The sequence below is a fragment of the Paenibacillus xylanexedens genome, from assembly GCF_007680605.1.
GTDB classification, from domain to species: Bacteria; Bacillota; Bacilli; order Paenibacillales; family Paenibacillaceae; genus Paenibacillus; species Paenibacillus xylanexedens_B.
On record NZ_VEIO01000001.1, the window covers coordinates 2,508,502 to 2,525,457 of the forward strand.

The 16,956-nt window shown below is 46.5% G+C and carries 17 protein-coding genes; 8 read left to right on the forward strand and 9 right to left on the reverse strand.

Annotated features, from left to right (window positions below):
- Positions 1-289: 289 nt before the first annotated feature.
- The 3 genes from FS818_RS11170 to FS818_RS11180 form a co-directional block, all read right to left on the reverse strand.
- Positions 290-1,018, reverse strand: a complete 729-nt coding sequence (locus tag FS818_RS11170) for a ThuA domain-containing protein (RefSeq protein WP_145331851.1) — start codon at positions 1,016-1,018, stop codon at positions 290-292.
- Between the two features lie 24 nt (positions 1,019-1,042).
- A complete protein-coding gene (locus FS818_RS11175; RefSeq protein ID WP_090922589.1) occupies positions 1,043-2,011 on the reverse strand; it encodes a sugar phosphate isomerase/epimerase family protein in 969 nt (322 codons plus the stop codon).
- A gap of 156 nt (positions 2,012-2,167) precedes the next feature.
- Positions 2,168-3,280 (reverse strand): Gfo/Idh/MocA family protein, encoded by a 1,113-nt coding sequence (locus FS818_RS11180; protein ID WP_145332852.1) that lies wholly within the window; start codon positions 3,278-3,280, stop codon positions 2,168-2,170.
- A gap of 192 nt (positions 3,281-3,472) precedes the next feature.
- On the opposite strand from FS818_RS11180, the gene FS818_RS11185 reads away from it, so the two are divergent.
- Positions 3,473-4,291 carry an AraC family transcriptional regulator gene (locus tag FS818_RS11185; protein WP_090922593.1) on the forward strand — a complete coding sequence of 273 codons (819 nt, stop codon included), beginning with the start codon at positions 3,473-3,475 and terminating at the stop codon, positions 4,289-4,291.
- A gap of 76 nt (positions 4,292-4,367) precedes the next feature.
- On the opposite strand, the gene FS818_RS11190 is transcribed toward FS818_RS11185, so the two are convergent.
- Both FS818_RS11190 and FS818_RS11195 read right to left on the reverse strand, forming a co-directional pair.
- Entirely contained in the window at positions 4,368-4,682 is a 315-nt protein-coding gene (locus FS818_RS11190) for a hypothetical protein (RefSeq protein ID WP_145331852.1), read from the reverse strand.
- A gap of 47 nt (positions 4,683-4,729) precedes the next feature.
- Positions 4,730-5,668, reverse strand: coding sequence for a Gfo/Idh/MocA family protein (locus tag FS818_RS11195; RefSeq protein WP_145331853.1), 939 nt, complete (start codon positions 5,666-5,668; stop codon positions 4,730-4,732).
- Between the two features lie 233 nt (positions 5,669-5,901).
- Here FS818_RS11195 and FS818_RS11200 point away from each other — a divergent pair, with 233 nt between their 5' ends.
- Positions 5,902-6,513, forward strand: a complete 612-nt coding sequence (locus FS818_RS11200) for a TVP38/TMEM64 family protein (RefSeq protein ID WP_145331854.1) — start codon at positions 5,902-5,904, stop codon at positions 6,511-6,513.
- A 189-nt stretch (positions 6,514-6,702) separates the two neighbouring features.
- The gene (gene msrA, locus FS818_RS11205) at positions 6,703-7,668 is read left to right on the forward strand and encodes a peptide-methionine (S)-S-oxide reductase MsrA (protein WP_145331855.1); all 966 of its coding nucleotides are present in this window, start codon (positions 6,703-6,705) and stop codon (positions 7,666-7,668) included.
- A gap of 189 nt (positions 7,669-7,857) precedes the next feature.
- Here msrA and FS818_RS11210 read toward each other — a convergent pair whose 3' ends face one another.
- From FS818_RS11210 to FS818_RS11220, 3 genes are all read right to left on the reverse strand, one after another.
- Positions 7,858-9,096, reverse strand: a complete 1,239-nt coding sequence (locus tag FS818_RS11210; protein ID WP_145331856.1) for an MFS transporter — start codon at positions 9,094-9,096, stop codon at positions 7,858-7,860.
- A gap of 83 nt (positions 9,097-9,179) precedes the next feature.
- Entirely contained in the window at positions 9,180-9,773 is a 594-nt protein-coding gene (locus FS818_RS11215; RefSeq protein ID WP_260989870.1) for a TetR/AcrR family transcriptional regulator, read from the reverse strand.
- 134 nt (positions 9,774-9,907) lie between these two features.
- The gene (locus tag FS818_RS11220) at positions 9,908-10,708 is read right to left on the reverse strand and encodes a lipid II flippase Amj family protein (protein ID WP_145331858.1); all 801 of its coding nucleotides are present in this window, start codon (positions 10,706-10,708) and stop codon (positions 9,908-9,910) included.
- 179 nt (positions 10,709-10,887) lie between these two features.
- On the opposite strand from FS818_RS11220, the gene FS818_RS11225 reads away from it, so the two are divergent.
- Positions 10,888-11,376, forward strand: a complete 489-nt coding sequence (locus tag FS818_RS11225) for a DUF2188 domain-containing protein (protein ID WP_145331859.1) — start codon at positions 10,888-10,890, stop codon at positions 11,374-11,376.
- A 211-nt stretch (positions 11,377-11,587) separates the two neighbouring features.
- Here FS818_RS11225 and FS818_RS11230 read toward each other — a convergent pair whose 3' ends face one another.
- On the reverse strand, positions 11,588-12,316 hold the full coding sequence (locus tag FS818_RS11230; protein ID WP_145331860.1) for a YitT family protein: 729 nt from the start codon (positions 12,314-12,316) through the stop codon (positions 11,588-11,590).
- A gap of 913 nt (positions 12,317-13,229) precedes the next feature.
- Between FS818_RS11230 and FS818_RS11235 the strand changes: the two genes are divergently transcribed.
- From FS818_RS11235 to cysK, 4 genes are all read left to right on the forward strand, one after another.
- Entirely contained in the window at positions 13,230-14,267 is a 1,038-nt protein-coding gene (locus tag FS818_RS11235) for a nucleotide-binding protein (RefSeq protein ID WP_090922612.1), read from the forward strand.
- Positions 14,264-14,497: a hypothetical protein gene (locus FS818_RS11240; RefSeq protein WP_090922613.1), complete on the forward strand. Its 234-nt coding sequence runs from the start codon at positions 14,264-14,266 to the stop codon at positions 14,495-14,497. The genes FS818_RS11235 and FS818_RS11240 overlap by 4 nt, the downstream gene beginning before the upstream one ends.
- A 623-nt stretch (positions 14,498-15,120) precedes the next feature.
- On the forward strand, positions 15,121-15,507 hold the full coding sequence (locus tag FS818_RS11245; RefSeq protein WP_145331861.1) for a YhjD family protein: 387 nt from the start codon (positions 15,121-15,123) through the stop codon (positions 15,505-15,507).
- A gap of 136 nt (positions 15,508-15,643) precedes the next feature.
- Entirely contained in the window at positions 15,644-16,696 is a 1,053-nt protein-coding gene (gene cysK / locus FS818_RS11250) for a cysteine synthase A (protein WP_260989827.1), read from the forward strand.
- Positions 16,697-16,956 lie beyond the last annotated feature (260 nt).

Sequence of the window (16,956 nt, forward strand, 5' to 3'; positions counted from 1 at the left end):
GTTAGTATATTTCATAATAACACATTTGAGCTTTAAAGAAAACGTCTCCCTCAAAAAACTTTAAATTTTAGTAGCAAGACTTGCATCCAAGGCGACTGTACTTTCAGTATACAACACGTTATGGCAGGTAACCATGGAAAATATCGTTTAACAACTGATATCCCTATATTACCCAAAAAGAACCCTTCTACCACAGTCAGACGACTTGGAGAAGGGTTCCCGGTATTACCGTATTACCTTATTAATTTTAATGCAGAGTGTCCATGAATAAAGCTAACGCTTCTGCGGCTTAGACCAGCACGCCACCAATTGGTCTTACGGGTTCGCTCTTGCCGTATTGCGGCTTCGAGCTACGGGCAGGGTAGGCCCATTTTACAGCGTTGCTGATCACTTTCAAGATTTCCGGATTGTAATACGTCGGGTACGTTTCATGTCCGGGCCGGAAATAAAAGATTTTGCCTTCGCCGCGACGGAACGTGCATCCGCTGCGGAATACCTCTCCGCCCTGGAAGTTGCTCACGAACACCAGTTCATCCGGTACTGGAATATCGAAGAATTCACCGTACATCTCTTCTTTTTCCAATACGATCTTGGCGTTGATGCCTTCTGCAATCGGGTGAGACGGATTGACACACCACACGATCTCCTGCTCATCTGCTACACGCCACTTGAGATCACAGCTTGTGCCCATTAACGCTTTGAAAGGCTTCGAGAAATGACCCGAATGGAGCACAATCATACCCATACCGTTCAATACACGTTGCACTACCTTCTGTACAATCTCGTCGCTAACGCGATCATGTGCCATATGTCCCCACCATATAAGCACATCTGTGGAATCCAGTACCTCATCACTCAAACCGTGTTCAGGCTGATCCAGTGTAGCTGTACGAATCGCAAATCCCTCACCGCCAAGTCCGTCAGCAAGTGCACGGTGCAGACCGTCCGGATATACTTCTTTTACTTCATCATGTATTTTCTCATGGACAAACTCATTCCAAATGGTGACGTTAATCATATTCAATTTCCCCCTAGTATAGCTCTAAACCCACCACATATCGCCCAGCGGTTCCTCGATCAATACTTGCTGGAGATTTTGCACGGCTTTAGAGAATCCTTCTTCAACCGACATCAGACCGTCTTCATGTTCAATACTTACCACATAATCATATCCAACCAGACGCAGGGCACTCATAATGTCCGCCCACGTTTTGTTATCATGTCCGTAACCCACAGAGCGGAACTGCCAAGCACGATCCAACATGTTCGTGTAATCCTGCATATCCGTTACCCCGTGTTTATTCACGTTCACCGGATCAATCGTTGTATCTTTGGCATGGAAGTGATGGATTGCATTTTCACGGCCCAAAATGTGGATCGCCTGTACCGGATCAATGCCTTGCCACCACATATGGCTTGGGTCAAGGTTAGCACCAATGACTTCGCCTGCGGCTTCACGTAGTCTCAGCAACGTTGCAGGTGTGTGCACGGAGAATCCACCATGCAGCTCCAGACCTACTTTTACGTTACGATCCGCGGCAAATTTACCCCACTCCGTCCAGTAAGGGATCACTTTGTTCTCCCATTGCCATTTCAAAATTTCTTGAAAATCATTTGGCCACGGCGCCACAGGCCAGTTTGGATACTTGGCATCCTCATGGTCTCCCGGACAGCCCGAGAATGTATTCACAACAGGTACTTCCAGCTTTTCAGCCAGCTCTACCGATTTTACGAAATCATCATGGAAACCCTTCGCAATATCTTTTTGCGGATGCAACGGGTTGCCGTGACAGCTAAGAGCGCTGATCGTCAGACCGCGTGATTCCACCGCATTTTTGAAGTTTTTAAGTGCTGTAGGATTGCTTAACAATTCATCTGGCTTACAATGAGCGTTCCCCGGGTGTCCACCTGTTCCGATCTCTACTGCTTTAAGTCCCTTGGAAGCTACATAGTCAAGTGCATCCTCTAATTTACGTCCACCGAATAGTACCAAAAATACGCCGAGTTTCAAGTGCAATTCCTCCCTGATTTAGATAATGTATGATTGCTGTGTTTTGCTGTTCCGTTCTCATGCTTGTTTAGTTATTGTGGAAAAAGAAGCATGATTCTATCCCGAAAATTCAACGTTATCACTCATGGATCTTCAAGCTCAAAGCTCCATTATCCATTAATGAGATTCAACTGTTTCGTTTTCGGATGGACTGGCATTGGTTGTTACAACGCTGTCATAGGTGCTCTCCAGATGAATGTGCTTGCCTTCCAGAGAAGAACGCTGAAATGCATGCATGGCTTCAAGCACATGATATGCCAGCTTACCGCTTGCTTTATGCTCACGTCCGGCACGAATCGACTCCACCATCTCGGTCAGTCCAATGCCTCTCTCGTTGTGGCCACTTTCGAAGGCCGGCTTAACCGTCTCCCATGTGTCTTGACCATAACGGCGAAGCTTGACTTCACCATTAAAGAAGTTAGGGTCAGGTACACTAAGTGTGCCAGCCGTACCATAGATTTCGATACGTGGCAGATCAGAAGCGCCGCGGATATCAAAGCTTGTAATCATCGTTGCGATAGCTCCGTCCGCAAAATCGATCGTTCCAGCCAAGTGGGTTGGTGTTTCGACACGAAGCGTGGTTCCTTCTTTTGGACCTGAACCAACCTTGCGATCAGCAATCTGAATGCCTGCGGACGCGCTGATCCGGCGGATCGGGCCAAGTAGCGTAATGAGAGCCGTCAGATAATATGGGCCCATGTCAAACATCGGCCCGCCCCCTGCCATGTAAAAAAACTCAGGATCAGGATGCCATGCCTCCGGCCCTCCGCCCATAAAGAAGGAAGTAGCCGCAATCGGCTTGCCAATCAAACCTTCTTCGATGGCTTTGCGAGCAGTCTGGATGCCTGATCCAAGGAACGTATCCGGCGCAGAACCAACGTACAGTCCCTTTTCCTCGGCAAGCTCGACTACTTTGCGTCCATCTTCCAGCGAAATGGCCAGCGGTTTCTCGGCATACACATGTTTGCCTGCTTCCAGAGCAGCCAGATCAGTCATGGCATGACTGCCCGGAATCGTCAGGTTCAGCACAAGCTCAATCTCGTCATTCTGTAACAACTCATCTACATTGTAAACGTTTGCGATATTAAATTCATCTGCCCGTTCCTGAGCACGCTCACGGATCAGGTCAGCGACCGCCACAACCTCGATATAAGGATTGGTTTTAAGATTCTCTAAGTAAATCGCACTGATATTGCCGCAGCCGATGATGCCTGCTTTCATTTTTTCCACGATGATGTTCATCTCCTTACGCATGTAAGAACCATATTCATTTGTTTAAAATGCTTGTTGAAACCATAGTTTGTTTATGTTGCTCAACTCTAAGTCTATGGTATTCTGTTTGCGCTTCAATTAAAATGAATAATATGATTGAAACATGAACTATCTGGTCATAATTTTGGAAACCACACAAGGAGTATACCTATGCCAACAGACTTTTCCTGCCAAGTTCTTACAGCTGGCTTTTCATTTCATCGCAAACCTTATAGCATGGTACAACTGGACGGGGTAAAAAATTACTTGATGCGACTTCAAACGGATGGACGCTGCCGTGCTCGCATTGATGGCTCCATGTCCAGAGTTGACGCAGGAGACTTGCTTCTTTTTGACCCGGATGAGCCTTATGAACTGAGAATAGACAATGAGTACAATCCTATGGGGGAGCGGCTTGTGGAAAGTGGGGACTATCATATTTTCTTCAACGGTTCCTGGGTGGATGAGTGGTGGAAACACCATAAGCGGCCGACTCGAATCAAGGTTGAATTGTCCGAGAGCTTGTTAACTCTGTTCAGACAGTTGATTCTGGAGCAACGTCGCCTTTCCAATCCTTACCCCGAGATTTCGAGTTATTACATGCGTATATTATGTCTGGAAGTGGATCGATTGTTATCCGAGCATCCAACCCATACGAAAACCAATTATGTTGCTTATGAAATTAAAAATTATATCGAGGAAAATGCTTCTTCTCTATTCAAACTGGAGGATGTAGCAACGCATCTGGGCATTAGCGTGTCACGAGGGGTGCATCTTTTTAAAGAAACGTTTGGCAAAAGCATTATGCAATATACGCTCGATGTAAGGCTTAATATGGCCAGAGAACGGATTATTTTTAGTCCGATGACCCTCGAACAAGTCTCCGAATCATCCGGTTTTAACAATTATACATATTTCCATCGTGTGTTCCGTTCCCGGTTCGGCATGTCACCAAAAGAATTTCGCCTGATTCACCGGGAACAGATGTAAGCAATTGCACGTCAAAGACTGTTTAGCGTGCAATTGCTTACCATTATGGTGGTGCAGTAGTATACGCCTTTTACACTTATTTGCGCGCGGCTATGGCCTCGGACACGACCATAGCGAGGTCTTCATTGCCAAACATAGAGAGTACACCAAGCACAGTATCGTCTGGAATATCTCCAGCCTCCTCCTTGGGAACAATCAGCTTCTGTACCTGCTGCAAGCGCTCATTGCTCTGTTGCTCGGGATACGCTTGCCGGTACATCTCTTCCGGGTCCAGCTCGTTATTTACACACCACTGAGCAAAGACCAAAATCATCATCTCTTCTTCCTGCTTATACGACTCAATGACGGCGTCCTCAATTTGTTTGTTGCGTTCCTTTTGATACTCATCCATGCTTTGTTAGCGCTCCTTTATCTCATTCAACTGTACACTGTATTTACTTATCCCGTAATCAGCTTCTCAGCCAGCTCATGACTGTCCATAACATAACTCGCACTGATCTGGCAGTCATCGGGTGTATGCAGACAAGCAAGGAAATGATCTACAGCTCCGGCGAAACCTCTGCGTGCCAGTACGGTATCCCAGCTTCCAAATGTCTCTTTTGTATCCAGTTCCCCTTGTTCTGCATAATAAGCTGTATCCATATTCACGACTTCTACGGATCTTCCTCCGCCGTGCATCTCTACCTTTTCCAGATCAGCGCCTGCGGCACGAATCATTTCAAACCGGGCGAGTGCCGTTTTACCTTGCTTGGCTGTTCCAGCCGCGTGCAGCAACCTACCTTGATCATCTTGGCGAAGCCACTGATGCACAAGTTGCACATCGTTGTCTGCATACCATAACATCAGATCGAGCATATGAATGAGATCATCATAGATGGTCTCAGCGGCCGGGCGATCTTGTAGACCTGTGCGATGTTTGGTCAGGGTGAGTGTTTCGTACCCCTTTCCGCCCTGCATCCATTCTTTTGCCTTTAGATACATCGGTGCGAATCTGCGGTTGAATCCAACAGCGAGTAGCAACCCCTGTGCTTCTGCGAATGCCGTCATCTCTTCAGACTCCCGCAAGGTATAGGACAATGGCTTGTCTACGTAAACGGCCAGTCCCTTCTCCAGACATGCCATCACAATCTCGAAATGGGATTCTGTTGCCGTATGTACAAATACCGCATCCAAATCCCAGGACAGCAGCTCTTTCAGATCGGTTGTGCCCCGCTCAATGCGATGCGCCTGACCAATCTCCTTTACTGGTTCAGGTGACCGGTTCATAATGCCAACAACCTCTACACACGGATGGGCCGTGAGCAGTGGCAAATATACTTTACGTGCGATTCCCCCGAGTCCGATGATTGCAATTCGGGTGCGCTTGATCGTTTCCATGATGAGCATTCCACCTTCAGCTATATTCATTCGTCAGCCTTCATTTGTAATCCGGCCTATGACTTTCTCCGTCCTATAGTGTAACCTCTCCGCCTCTAACTTGCCAGTGATCCGAAGTAATAGCTGTCTACATTGTTCACAAGATGGCCTGTCGTGGTAAACTTATAAGGGATAGCAGAACCGGATGAGACTCTGAGTCTCCAAGGATCTGAATTGAAAGGAGCGTTTGGCTTTTGCGAAAATGGTTAGGGCTCCTCGTTTATGTTTTACTTGCCGGAGTCACGTTTATTTACAGATATGAACTGCTGGCATGGGCCGAGGATCATCAGTCCATACCGCTTTTACTTTCCTTGGCAACACTGTTTGCCCTTGTACCTGTCATTCCCTACAAAATTGTTATTATTGCTTTTGGGTACAGCTACGGTATAACCATGGCAGCATGGATTTGCTGGCTCGGCACAACGCTTGCGGCAATCCTCGTCTATGCTGGAGCAAGAACTATTTTTCGGGAACAGGCTCGTGGTTATCTTGAACGTATCCGTGGATTGAATCGGTTCACAGTCTGGATGGAAGCACATCCGTTCATGGGCGTGATGACGATGCGTTTACTGCCCGTGGTTCCCCAGATGGCTGTTAACATCTATGCGGGCATTACCTATACCCCCTTCTGGGTGTTCTTGGCCGCGACAGCGATTGGCAAAATGCCTGCAATCTTTGTATTTGCCTACGCAGGGGCACAGGCCGGTTCATCGATCTGGCTGAGTTTGGGAATACTTGCGGGATATATGATCGTTATGGCTATGATTTTCATGTTGTTCCGCTATCGGTCACGTAAAAAGGCTTGAGGCCGTACTGAACAACTTTTCCAGTCTGCTTCATGCCTGCTTGCGCGATCCCGCTTGGTTGACTTGACCATTCGGGATATAATAGAAGAGTAAGCCTAATATTTATATTTAGAAATTTAAATATAACGATGATTGCTGGAGCCAAATACAAGCGCCAGATTCTTTCATCAGAAATGGAGTGAATATAGCATGGAACAACAACAGTCATTGGAAAAAGCAACATTTGCAGGCGGATGCTTCTGGTGTATGGTATCCCCTTTTGAAGAACTGCCTGGTATTCATAAGATCGTTTCAGGCTATACAGGCGGACATACCGAGAATCCTACGTATGAGGAAGTATGCTCGGAAACAACAGGTCATGTGGAGGCGGTGCAGATCACGTTTGATCCGTCCATCTTCCCATATGAGAAGCTGGTTGAGCTCTTCTGGCAACAGATTGATCCAACCGATGCCGGTGGACAGTTCCACGACCGCGGATCATCTTATCAGACGGCGATCTTCTACCACAGTGAGGAGCAACGCCAGATTGCTGAAGCTTCCAAAGCTGCGTTGGAGCAAAGCGGACGTTTTGACAAACCGATCTTTACCCCGATTCTGCCGGCCAAACCGTTCTATGAAGCAGAAGAACATCACCAGAACTATCACCGCAAAAATCCTGCTCATTACAAACGGTACAGCAAAGGCTCAGGCCGTCAGGACTTCATTGAGCGCAACTGGTCGGGTAGTGTGGACAAAAGCGGATTGAAGGATCGTCTGACTCCGCTTCAATATGAGGTAACACAGAATAATGCCACGGAGCCCGCGTTCCACAACGAATTCTGGGATCATCACGGAGACGGCATCTATGTGGATATCGTATCGGGAGAGCCGTTGTTCAGTTCTACCGACAAATACGATTCAGGTTGCGGCTGGCCAAGCTTCACTCGTCCGCTTCGGGATTATAATGTGAAGGAAAAAACAGATCTCAGCCATTTCATGATCCGTACCGAAGTCCGTAGCCGCGAAGGGGATTCCCACCTGGGGCACGTATTCCCGGATGGCCCTACGGAAGCAGGCGGATTGCGTTATTGCATCAACTCCGCGGCACTTCGTTTCGTACCTAAAGAGGATCTGCAAAAAGAAGGCTACGGCGAATACCACGTTTTATTCAAATAAATCTGTGCAGAAGCAATGATGTAGTAGCATAAAAGCACCCTCTTACAAAGCCAAAAGAGCAACGGGTTGATCCCTTTGCTCTTTTTTTATTTCAAGTAACATATCGGCTTCGAAACATTCAAGCCACAGTGTACGATCACCTTTTTAGTTCACCATTATTCAAAATATTCATTACATGTTTTAGCCTCCTCAGTTGGATAGAACTTCTTTCGTTCCTACCTGCTCGCCGCTCTCTGCCGCGGCTTCGTGATCATTAAACTGAACTCTTAAACCCGGAATCATGCTCAGGAGCATGATGATGACCGATATCACATACACAAAAATCAAGGAAGTCTGATTCATGATCACACCCGCGAGTGAGGAACCGATCAGCATCGTTCCCATAAATAATGGCATGATAGTTCCATTCACCCTGCCAATGACGTGCTCATGAATCCGGCTGACCATATAAGAAGAGATAATGATGTTAATAAAAGCAAGACTTATGGAGCTCAGGAACGTCAGAACCATCGTTAACCAGAGCCAACTGGATAGGACCTCACCTAGCATGGTAACAGCCAGACACAACAGCCCGATCATTAATGTTTTCGTTTGATTCAACTTATTGCTGACAGCCGCAGCGATTCCCCCGCCAATGAGCAAACCAAGCCCGGATGCTCCCGACAGAAACTGTAGTGCGTTTTGTTCCAATCCCAATCGTTCCGTAACCAAGAAAATGGCTAGTGGATTGATCAGGCCCGCGGAAAGGCCAACACAGCCAAAAACCAGACCCAACATGCGAAGTGAACGAGACTGAGCCACATACTGCCATCCTTCTTTAATATCAGCGAAGAGAGAAGTACCCGTTTCCCGCTTGGCATGATCCTTGGGCAGAAACGTTAGCAAAATAGCAGAAGCGATAAATAAGATGAGCAACACCGTCATGGATGTCTGAATGCCCATAGCAGTATATATAAAAGTACCTACGATTGGCCCCAAAATGAGGAAAAGGGAGTTTGCACTTTGCGTTACGGCGATTGCTGACTGTACATTCTCCTTTTTGACATTCCGTCTAACCATTTTGACAGATGAGGGCTGAGAGAACTGACTGACGATGGAGGAAACGAGCGTTGCTGTATAAAGAACCTGCCAGTATCCAGAGTTAAGAATACCCATGATGATGACAATCGATAAAGCACTTAGAATGTCTCCGACAATCATCGTTCGTTTGGGATTCCACCGATCTGCAAGCGCACCGCCTATGATGGAAAATATAAAGATTGGAGCATATTCCAGTACTGTAATGAGGGAGATTGCCACCGGGTTGCCTTGCGTCTGATCCATAATGTAATAGAGGATTGCCATATTGCGTATCCATATCGCGAGGTTTTGTAACAAATCTGATCCGGTGATGATGAGAAAAGCTCTGTTTCTGAATAACGTATTCATATTCCATCTCCCTTTTTAAACCGACTGTTCGGTTTATTATTATTTAAAAAGAAAAACTGATATTTCATCAGTTTGTTCTCTCATCAACGTTGCTGAATGCCTGTCAGCAGGCTACTTATTCCGATATGGTACAGGCGCCGGATTTCATGCATATCTTTTTCGAAATAAAGTGTACTCAATCCACTAAGCAGGCCGTAAATAATATGCATCATGTCCTGCGGGTTACCCTTTTTAAACTCCCCAGCTTCAATACCTTCCGATAAAATACGCTCGTAGGTCGCATACGGAATCCGAATCAGAGCGAGCATCTCATCCATCATCTCTTGGCTAACCACCTGACCAGAGACAAATTCATTAATCGCATGATTCAGCGGATTCGCCATATCATCCACATAGTGATCAGCGAGTCCGTACAACTTCTCTGTAGCCGTCTTATATTGAGCTTCCTTCTCAAGCCATTCGTCCATCCAGTCTTCGTTGTTCAGCTTGATCAGGTACATAAATAACTCTTCTTTGCTTTTGAAATGATAATAAATACTGCCTTTGCTTCGATTGTTAATCGTACATATGTCTTCCATCGAAGTGGCTCCATACCCCTTCTGGGCAAAAAGCTCTTTGGTGTTACGAACAATATCTTTTTTTATCTGAGCAACGTCTTTTCTCCGTTTGACTTCGATGAATATACCCTCCTTAAAAAACCGACTATTCGGTCTAACAGTAGCACGCACCCTAATTTTTGTCAATGGATAGAAGTAAGTCATCCCTTCTCATTGATTCGTAAGATTGATTCGTAAGCACCCCGAAAAAATGATCACATCATGCTTACGATCCAGCCGATCCAGTAAGCCAAAGGAATCAACAGAAGTTGTGCTACAAGTGTGCCAAAAAGACGAGAGATCAGCATACAACCATAAATTTGGTTCATGCGATTCAGCCGGATTTCACCACGCAAAGATCGGTCACTCAGGAGTGAAATCCGCGGGTCAACCAGAATTGTAAGCAAAATAGTTGCCATACCGTTAATCAATCCTGTCGATTGAGATGCAGCAACAGCCTGATCCGGGTATAGATACGCTGCGTATAAACTGGACAAAACACCTGTCGTATATATGGCAGTTACGGCTACATTAAGCAGCATTAACCGTCTTGGCATGCCATGTTGTACCAATCGTTTGGCCATTTCCCAGGATGGTGCAGTGACGTAGTATGTTGCATTTCGAAGCTTACTGCGTTTCATCAATTGGCGTACCATGCCGGGGATGGAACCTGCCGCTTCAAAATGCACCACCATTCTGGAGGAGAGTTTGACCATCGTCGGGAAACAGAGGATAGCCAATGCCGTTCCTACCGTTGCTGCCCCCATCAACCAATGCAGCTGTACTGCAAAGTACGGATTGGCTCCACGAGTCGCGGCATCCACCAGACTACCGATCATGGGGCCCTGCGCCATATTGGACGTACGGGAGACGAGTAGCAAAATGCCTGCGAGTGATATCGCAAGAGCAATCCGACGCGTACGCAAACCGCCAAGACGAAGTGCATACGACAAGCTATCTGTTGCATGGATTAGCATGGTGAATATCATTGGAAGAGCGAGACTTAGACTGAACATATGTACGTTCTCCTTTATATTGGTTCTAATATTTGATTTTATCCAATTTTTATCACCAACGTATTATACGCCTTATGCCCCCGGAAGTATAGGAAAGAGACGGGAACTGGTTTGGCGTTTATCTAATTTGCCTGAGGGTAATATACTACTAACCCATACTATTTCAGGAGGGATTACCTATGCCATGGAATAAAAACGACTACCCGGTATCCATGAAAAATCTAAAGCCACGGATCCGGCATAAAGCGATCGACATTGCGAACGCTCTGCTTGATGACGGATATGAAGAAGGACGGGCCATTGCCATTGCAACAGCCAAGGCGGAGGAATGGGATGAGAATCACCCTGATCATACGGCGTCAGGTTCCGATTCGTCTTCTCGTACATCATCTCCACCGAAGCATAAAGAGTCGTCACCTTCGAAATCTTCCTCCCGGAATCGGCGCCACTCCGAGCCTGTCTCTTCATCCAAGAGTCATCACAACATTCATGTTGTACCAACAGAATCGGGCTGGTCCATTAAACAAGAGGGCACATCGGACTACCATTCCACCTATGATACCAAAGTGGAGGCTGTTAATGCCGCTAAAGCATGGAGCACCAAACATCATATTCGAGCCATTATCCATAATCAGGATGGACAAATTGCTCGTTCTCTTAAATCGTAATTTTACATCTACTACACTAATGTTCCAGATATTTATTTAAAAGCATTCCAAAAGCAGTCCTAATGCATAACAAAAAATCCCTCTTGTTGCAGAGTCTGCAGACAAAAGGGATTCCTCTCTAAATCAGAGCTTGCTTCAAACCAGTCAAAGCTTGATAAAGCCCGAATACTTTTTATGCCATATAAACTATGGGTTATTCTGAAATGCCTGCTCAATGCGTTACGCCTTGTGCCACAGAAGTCCGTGTTGTAGCCGCATTGACCGCTTTAGCGGCAACCGATGGAATCGGCAATTTTACAGCCGACGTTGTAACCACTGTACCGCGAGCCGGAATGCTGACCACATACGTAATCATTTTGCTGGCAATCCATACAGCCAGAATTGTATATAAAGTTTCTTTTACCGGAAGAAAGAAGAGTGACAATCCTAGAACGAACGCATCACTGACAAAGAAAACCGTTCCCAGCTTCCATCCCTTCCAGCGGCTGACGAGCACGGCGAGAATATCGTCTCCGCCTGTCGCTCCACCAAAGCGAAGTACTATTCCCGCACCAATCCCGGTCAATACACCGGACAGTACCGCAGGAATCCACAGGTTTCCGTTAAAATTCATCACCAGTGTGGAGTAGCGCTCAAAGCCGTCATAGAATAGGGAAAATGCACCCACACCAAGCAACGCTTGGATCATGAATTTCCAGCCTTTAATGAACCAGGCCAGGATCATGACAGGAATGTCGAGCAGCAACATGCCGATCGCCGGCGATAAACCCGTTGCATATTTTCCGAGCAGGGCAAGACCGACAAATCCGCCCTCCGATAAATGATTCTGAAAGTTAATGTGATAATAAGCAAATGCCAAAATAAATGTACCAAGTAACATAATTGCAAACTTGATCGCTTCTGTCTTCACGTGTTGTACGGTTAACGATGTTCTCTTCATACAGGTTCCCTCGCAGTTTGTAGATTGGTTTGTTAGACCGACCGTACCCTGCAAAAGGTAAGCCTGGAAGAAATCATCGTGTACGTCCTTCGAATATTCATCCCAATCCCCTCTTTCGCAGAGTCAGCCGTTTTTTGTAATACGGTTGGTTTACTCTACAAGGGGCGCTATGTGTATGAGAGATCGTAACGTTTCCAGATTGTCCTTGGGGAGATTGTCCTTCGGGGACTCATGGTATCCTGATCCTTTCTGTGTTTTGTGGTTAGCCGTGCTTGGTTAAACGAATGGAAACATTACAGAGATTCAACATTGAACACCTTGTTTCACACCTAACCACTCCGATTGCAGTACCCTCTTTCGATCGCTGTTATCCCCGGATTTTTTTAATTCCTTTTTTCAAAAGGAAAAATCCTGTGATAAACGCGAGCGCTTCGCTTCTACAGATGGGTTCTGCACTCTCCGTTCCTGTGTGAATATAAGTTCAAACGTGACTCCAAACCTGTAATCATTCAATTCCGCTTAAACACCAAAGCTAACTTGCTTGTACTTCTATTATATAACACCAATGTGACCGGGTCTAAACAAGCAACCCAGCAAAAACACGCATAAAACAGCCTCTGGACTGCTCCAGCGGTCATACAGGCACACCGGGATCAGCAAAGCTTACGAATGGTGCAACCTGCTCCTTTATTCTATGACCGAAGCTTTCAAATATAACAGTGCAGTCACCCAACTGTGACAATTACGGGCTTTTTTTTATTTTCTAGTCGATAGCAAAGGAATCCTTTTCCTTATGCACATACACTATAGCGAACGGTATCATCCATACCATTCAAACGTTTCCAGACTTACTCTGCTTTTTATGGTATAATATAACAATTGAATCCCATTACCGTTTAAGCGAGGCGGAGTGATGAAAACGTTAAAGCCGAGAGTCTTTATTGGCTGCTCGCTGGAAGCGAAGCCGATTGCAGCCGCTGTACACGAAAACTTGCGTTTTTCAGCCGAAGTCACCCCGTGGTACTCGGGGGTATTTAATCCAAGCAGTTATACCATGGACGATCTGGAAGCTGAGGTACGCACGACGGACTTTGCCATTTTTATCTTCCATCCGGATGACATATCCAAAATTCGCGGGAAGTACTACGCATCGGTTCGGGATAATACAATGCTTGAAATGGGTCTATTTATGGGCCGTCTGGGACGAAAGCGTATTTTTTTCATTCTTCCTGAAGATATTACGGACATCAAGGATGCTGCCAAAGTCGAAGGATTGCGGATGCCCACCGATCTGCTGGGATTGAATCCGCTGGTATATGAGATTCGTTCTGACGGAAAGTGGGCTCCTGCCGTATCTGTAGCCTGCTCCAAGATCGCAGACAGCATTGAAGAGCAAGGACGCTGGAGTGATCCCGAAGCCGAGCGTATCATCGAGAATCATAAACGCTCCGAAGATCAGGCAAGACTACAGTTATTCAAGCTGCTACGTTTCTTTAGGGAATTGCTGCGTACACGCAAAGCAGATGCCCAGATGCTCGAACGCATGAGTGACGCACTGCGAAGTGCCTTTGTTTCACATCCACCGTTCACTGTACGCGGCACTGCGATCTATCGTACAGATGGTAATGGTTACATTGAGCAATTATGTGGTAATGTTGGAGAACCCGGCAGAAAATACGACTTGTCCGCCAATGATGACAAACCGCCGGATGATCCCAAACGCATTCTTGTTGTCGATTCATATCAAGAAAACAAAATCAAAGTAAATCTGTACGACGATTACCTTGAGAAAGAGTATCTGCTGTGCTATCCTGTAGCCAAGAGGTATGTAATTACCGTTCACATTATTGGTCATATTGAAGCGGATGAGGCGGTGTTTCAGCACATTGACTTGCAAAATCGTCAACTGTTTAACGCCATCAACGATCTGTTAGGAGGCGAACCGGAATGAGACCGGAAATGAAAAAAATAAGCAAGCGCTGGGGCAGCGAGAAGAAAGTTCGCCTTAGTTCTGCGCCTGATTCATCACGACCGGTTCCGGAACCCAAGGAAGAGGATCGTTTCCACAAACCGGCCGTACCGCTCGTTACCATCGGCCCCTCACTGAAGGGAAAGGAGCGGCCTTACAAGGTCATTTTAGAAAAAGAGGCATATTACGAGAAACCTCAATATCTTGCTTAAAATTGGGTACTGACCTGTTGCAGACTTTAGTTTTAGTTGTTTATTTACTAAGTAAACAGCTTATATTTTATTTGTCTGCACATCTAACCTTTAGACTGCCGCTGTATCGGCAGCATATACTCGAGGCCCTGCCGCCCAAGGCAGGGCTTTTTTTGATGCCCTTTTGCAAATTCCTCAATGTGTTCTTTCATTGTTATTTCTAATTACAATATTCGCATATAAGGAACGTTAGCTCTGAATATATGTTTTACCAAGTTGAGGTTTCTTCTGACCTTAGGTTTCCTGCAAAACCCATAAATTATACCTAAATTTTGGAGTCAGCTTGTCCGTTTTTAGCAAGTATTCACCCGTTTGAAAACCACAAACTTCTCAATTAACACATCATATATGTTGTAACGCAAATCATGTGCTCTTACTTGGCAATTAGACTTAAATGAGATGAATGATGCATGCGCCTTACTTCAAACTTAGGTTTCTATATAAACGATTAAAATGGAGTGCAAACCCATTTCCATTATTTCTCGGTTGTATAACGGTTATCTTTTGCATATATTGATTATAATATAGGAACACATGTTCTGTAAACATTAAATTCCAATTATAGGCTAAGGAAGTGAATTGCCATGACATCCTCTTCTACTTCCGCCCCCACCCCTTCCGATGAAGATCACCGCCTGATCAAAGGTATGGTTGTGCGTACGCTTTTGCTTGATGTACTGGAACGGGATATTCGAACACTGGATACGTTGCTTCTGAAAATGCCCGAGGTCTATATTCTGTCGCTCACCCGTATTCAGAATGAGGTGCTTAAGGAGATGCTGGGACTGCGCAAACAGATGAGAACCCGCGGCGTGAAAGTTCTGGAGGAAACGCGGGGAAAGGATGGCATCGAAACCGTTTATTTGTGCAGGGGATACATGCAGCGGTTCTATATGCTCTGGACCTTTGCGCGTAATGAGGTTAAAAAAGAGCTTAGTCGCCATCTTCAGATGGATCTGACCCAAACTTGAATATGATTGGTTATCGGGGTATGAGGCGCGATTGGTTCCCAAGCCAGCAGATGAAAGAAGCAAGGTTCTGCCGAGACTCCATACTCCAGACAAGTGACTGCTGAACAGGTTGACCATTACGTGCTCTGTCATTAAGATGGAGAGACATATCCAACCATTCCAATATGGGAAACGGATATATCTTAAACGTCTTTTCAATCAAGGAGCTGTATTTATGGATAGAAGTTCAAATTCGCAATCACCTTCATTTTTGAAAAATAATACAAATCCACAACCGCTCGTAGCCGCAGATGTGACGGAACTGATCGGCCAGACCCCTGCGGTTCGACTCAGCAGGCTCACAGGTAGCGACTCTGCTGACGTGTTCGTCAAGCTGGAGTATTTCAACCCAAGCGGCAGCGTCAAGGATCGTGCCGCCTACAACCTGATCGCTCAGGCTGAACGAGATGGATTGCTGCAGCCTGGGGCAACCATTATCGAACCGACCAGCGGTAATACCGGAATTGGCCTCGCGATGAACGCCGCCGCCAAAGGATACAAAGCGATTCTGATCATGCCGGACAACATGTCCAAGGAACGGATCAACATTTTGAAGGCTTACGGTGCTGAGGTTGTACTCACCCCTGCTGCCGAGCGGATGCCTGGAGCCATTCGCAAAGCGAAGGAACTTCACGCCGAACTGCCGGGCAGCTTCATTCCCCAGCAGTTTGAGAATCAGGCGAATCCGGATATTCACCGAATCACGACGGCGCCAGAGATTTTGGAACAGATGGATGGCAGGCTAGACGCCTTCATCGCAACAGCCGGAACCGGCGGCACGATCACCGGAACGGGCGAGGAGCTGCGCAAGCAGCTTCCCGACCTCCGCATCTATGCGGTGGAGCCGCAAGGTTCCCCGGTGCTGTCCGGCGGCGAGCCCGGACCGCACAAGCTCGTCGGTACAAGTCCGGGCTTCATCCCGGACATCTTGAATACTGACGTGTGGGATGCCATCATCCAGGTGTCCGATGAGGACGCACTGGATACGATGCGGCAGCTTGCTGCCCGAGAAGGGCTGCTGCTCGGCCCTTCCTCTGGCGCTTCGGTGTGGGCCGCCCTTCGCGTCGCGAAGGAACTGGGGCCGGGGCACCGGGTGCTCTGCATTGCGCCGGATACCGGGGAACGGTATCTGAGCATGGGTATTTTTTAACAAGGCCAAAGGCAATGGATTCATTACACGACAATGTCTAAACAACAAGCTCTACGTTCATATCGCATAACAAAATCGAGAACCAAATGAATAACCGAATAGAAAATCAAAACAAATAAGCCCCTGCTCACCTCGGATCATGTATCCCGGTGAACAGGAGCTTATTTTTATTTTCGCAACACAAAAGTAATCACTCAGAGCACAGGTATCAGATATAAGACATGAGGCATGCAGCAGAGGCATGTAACGGAAACATACAT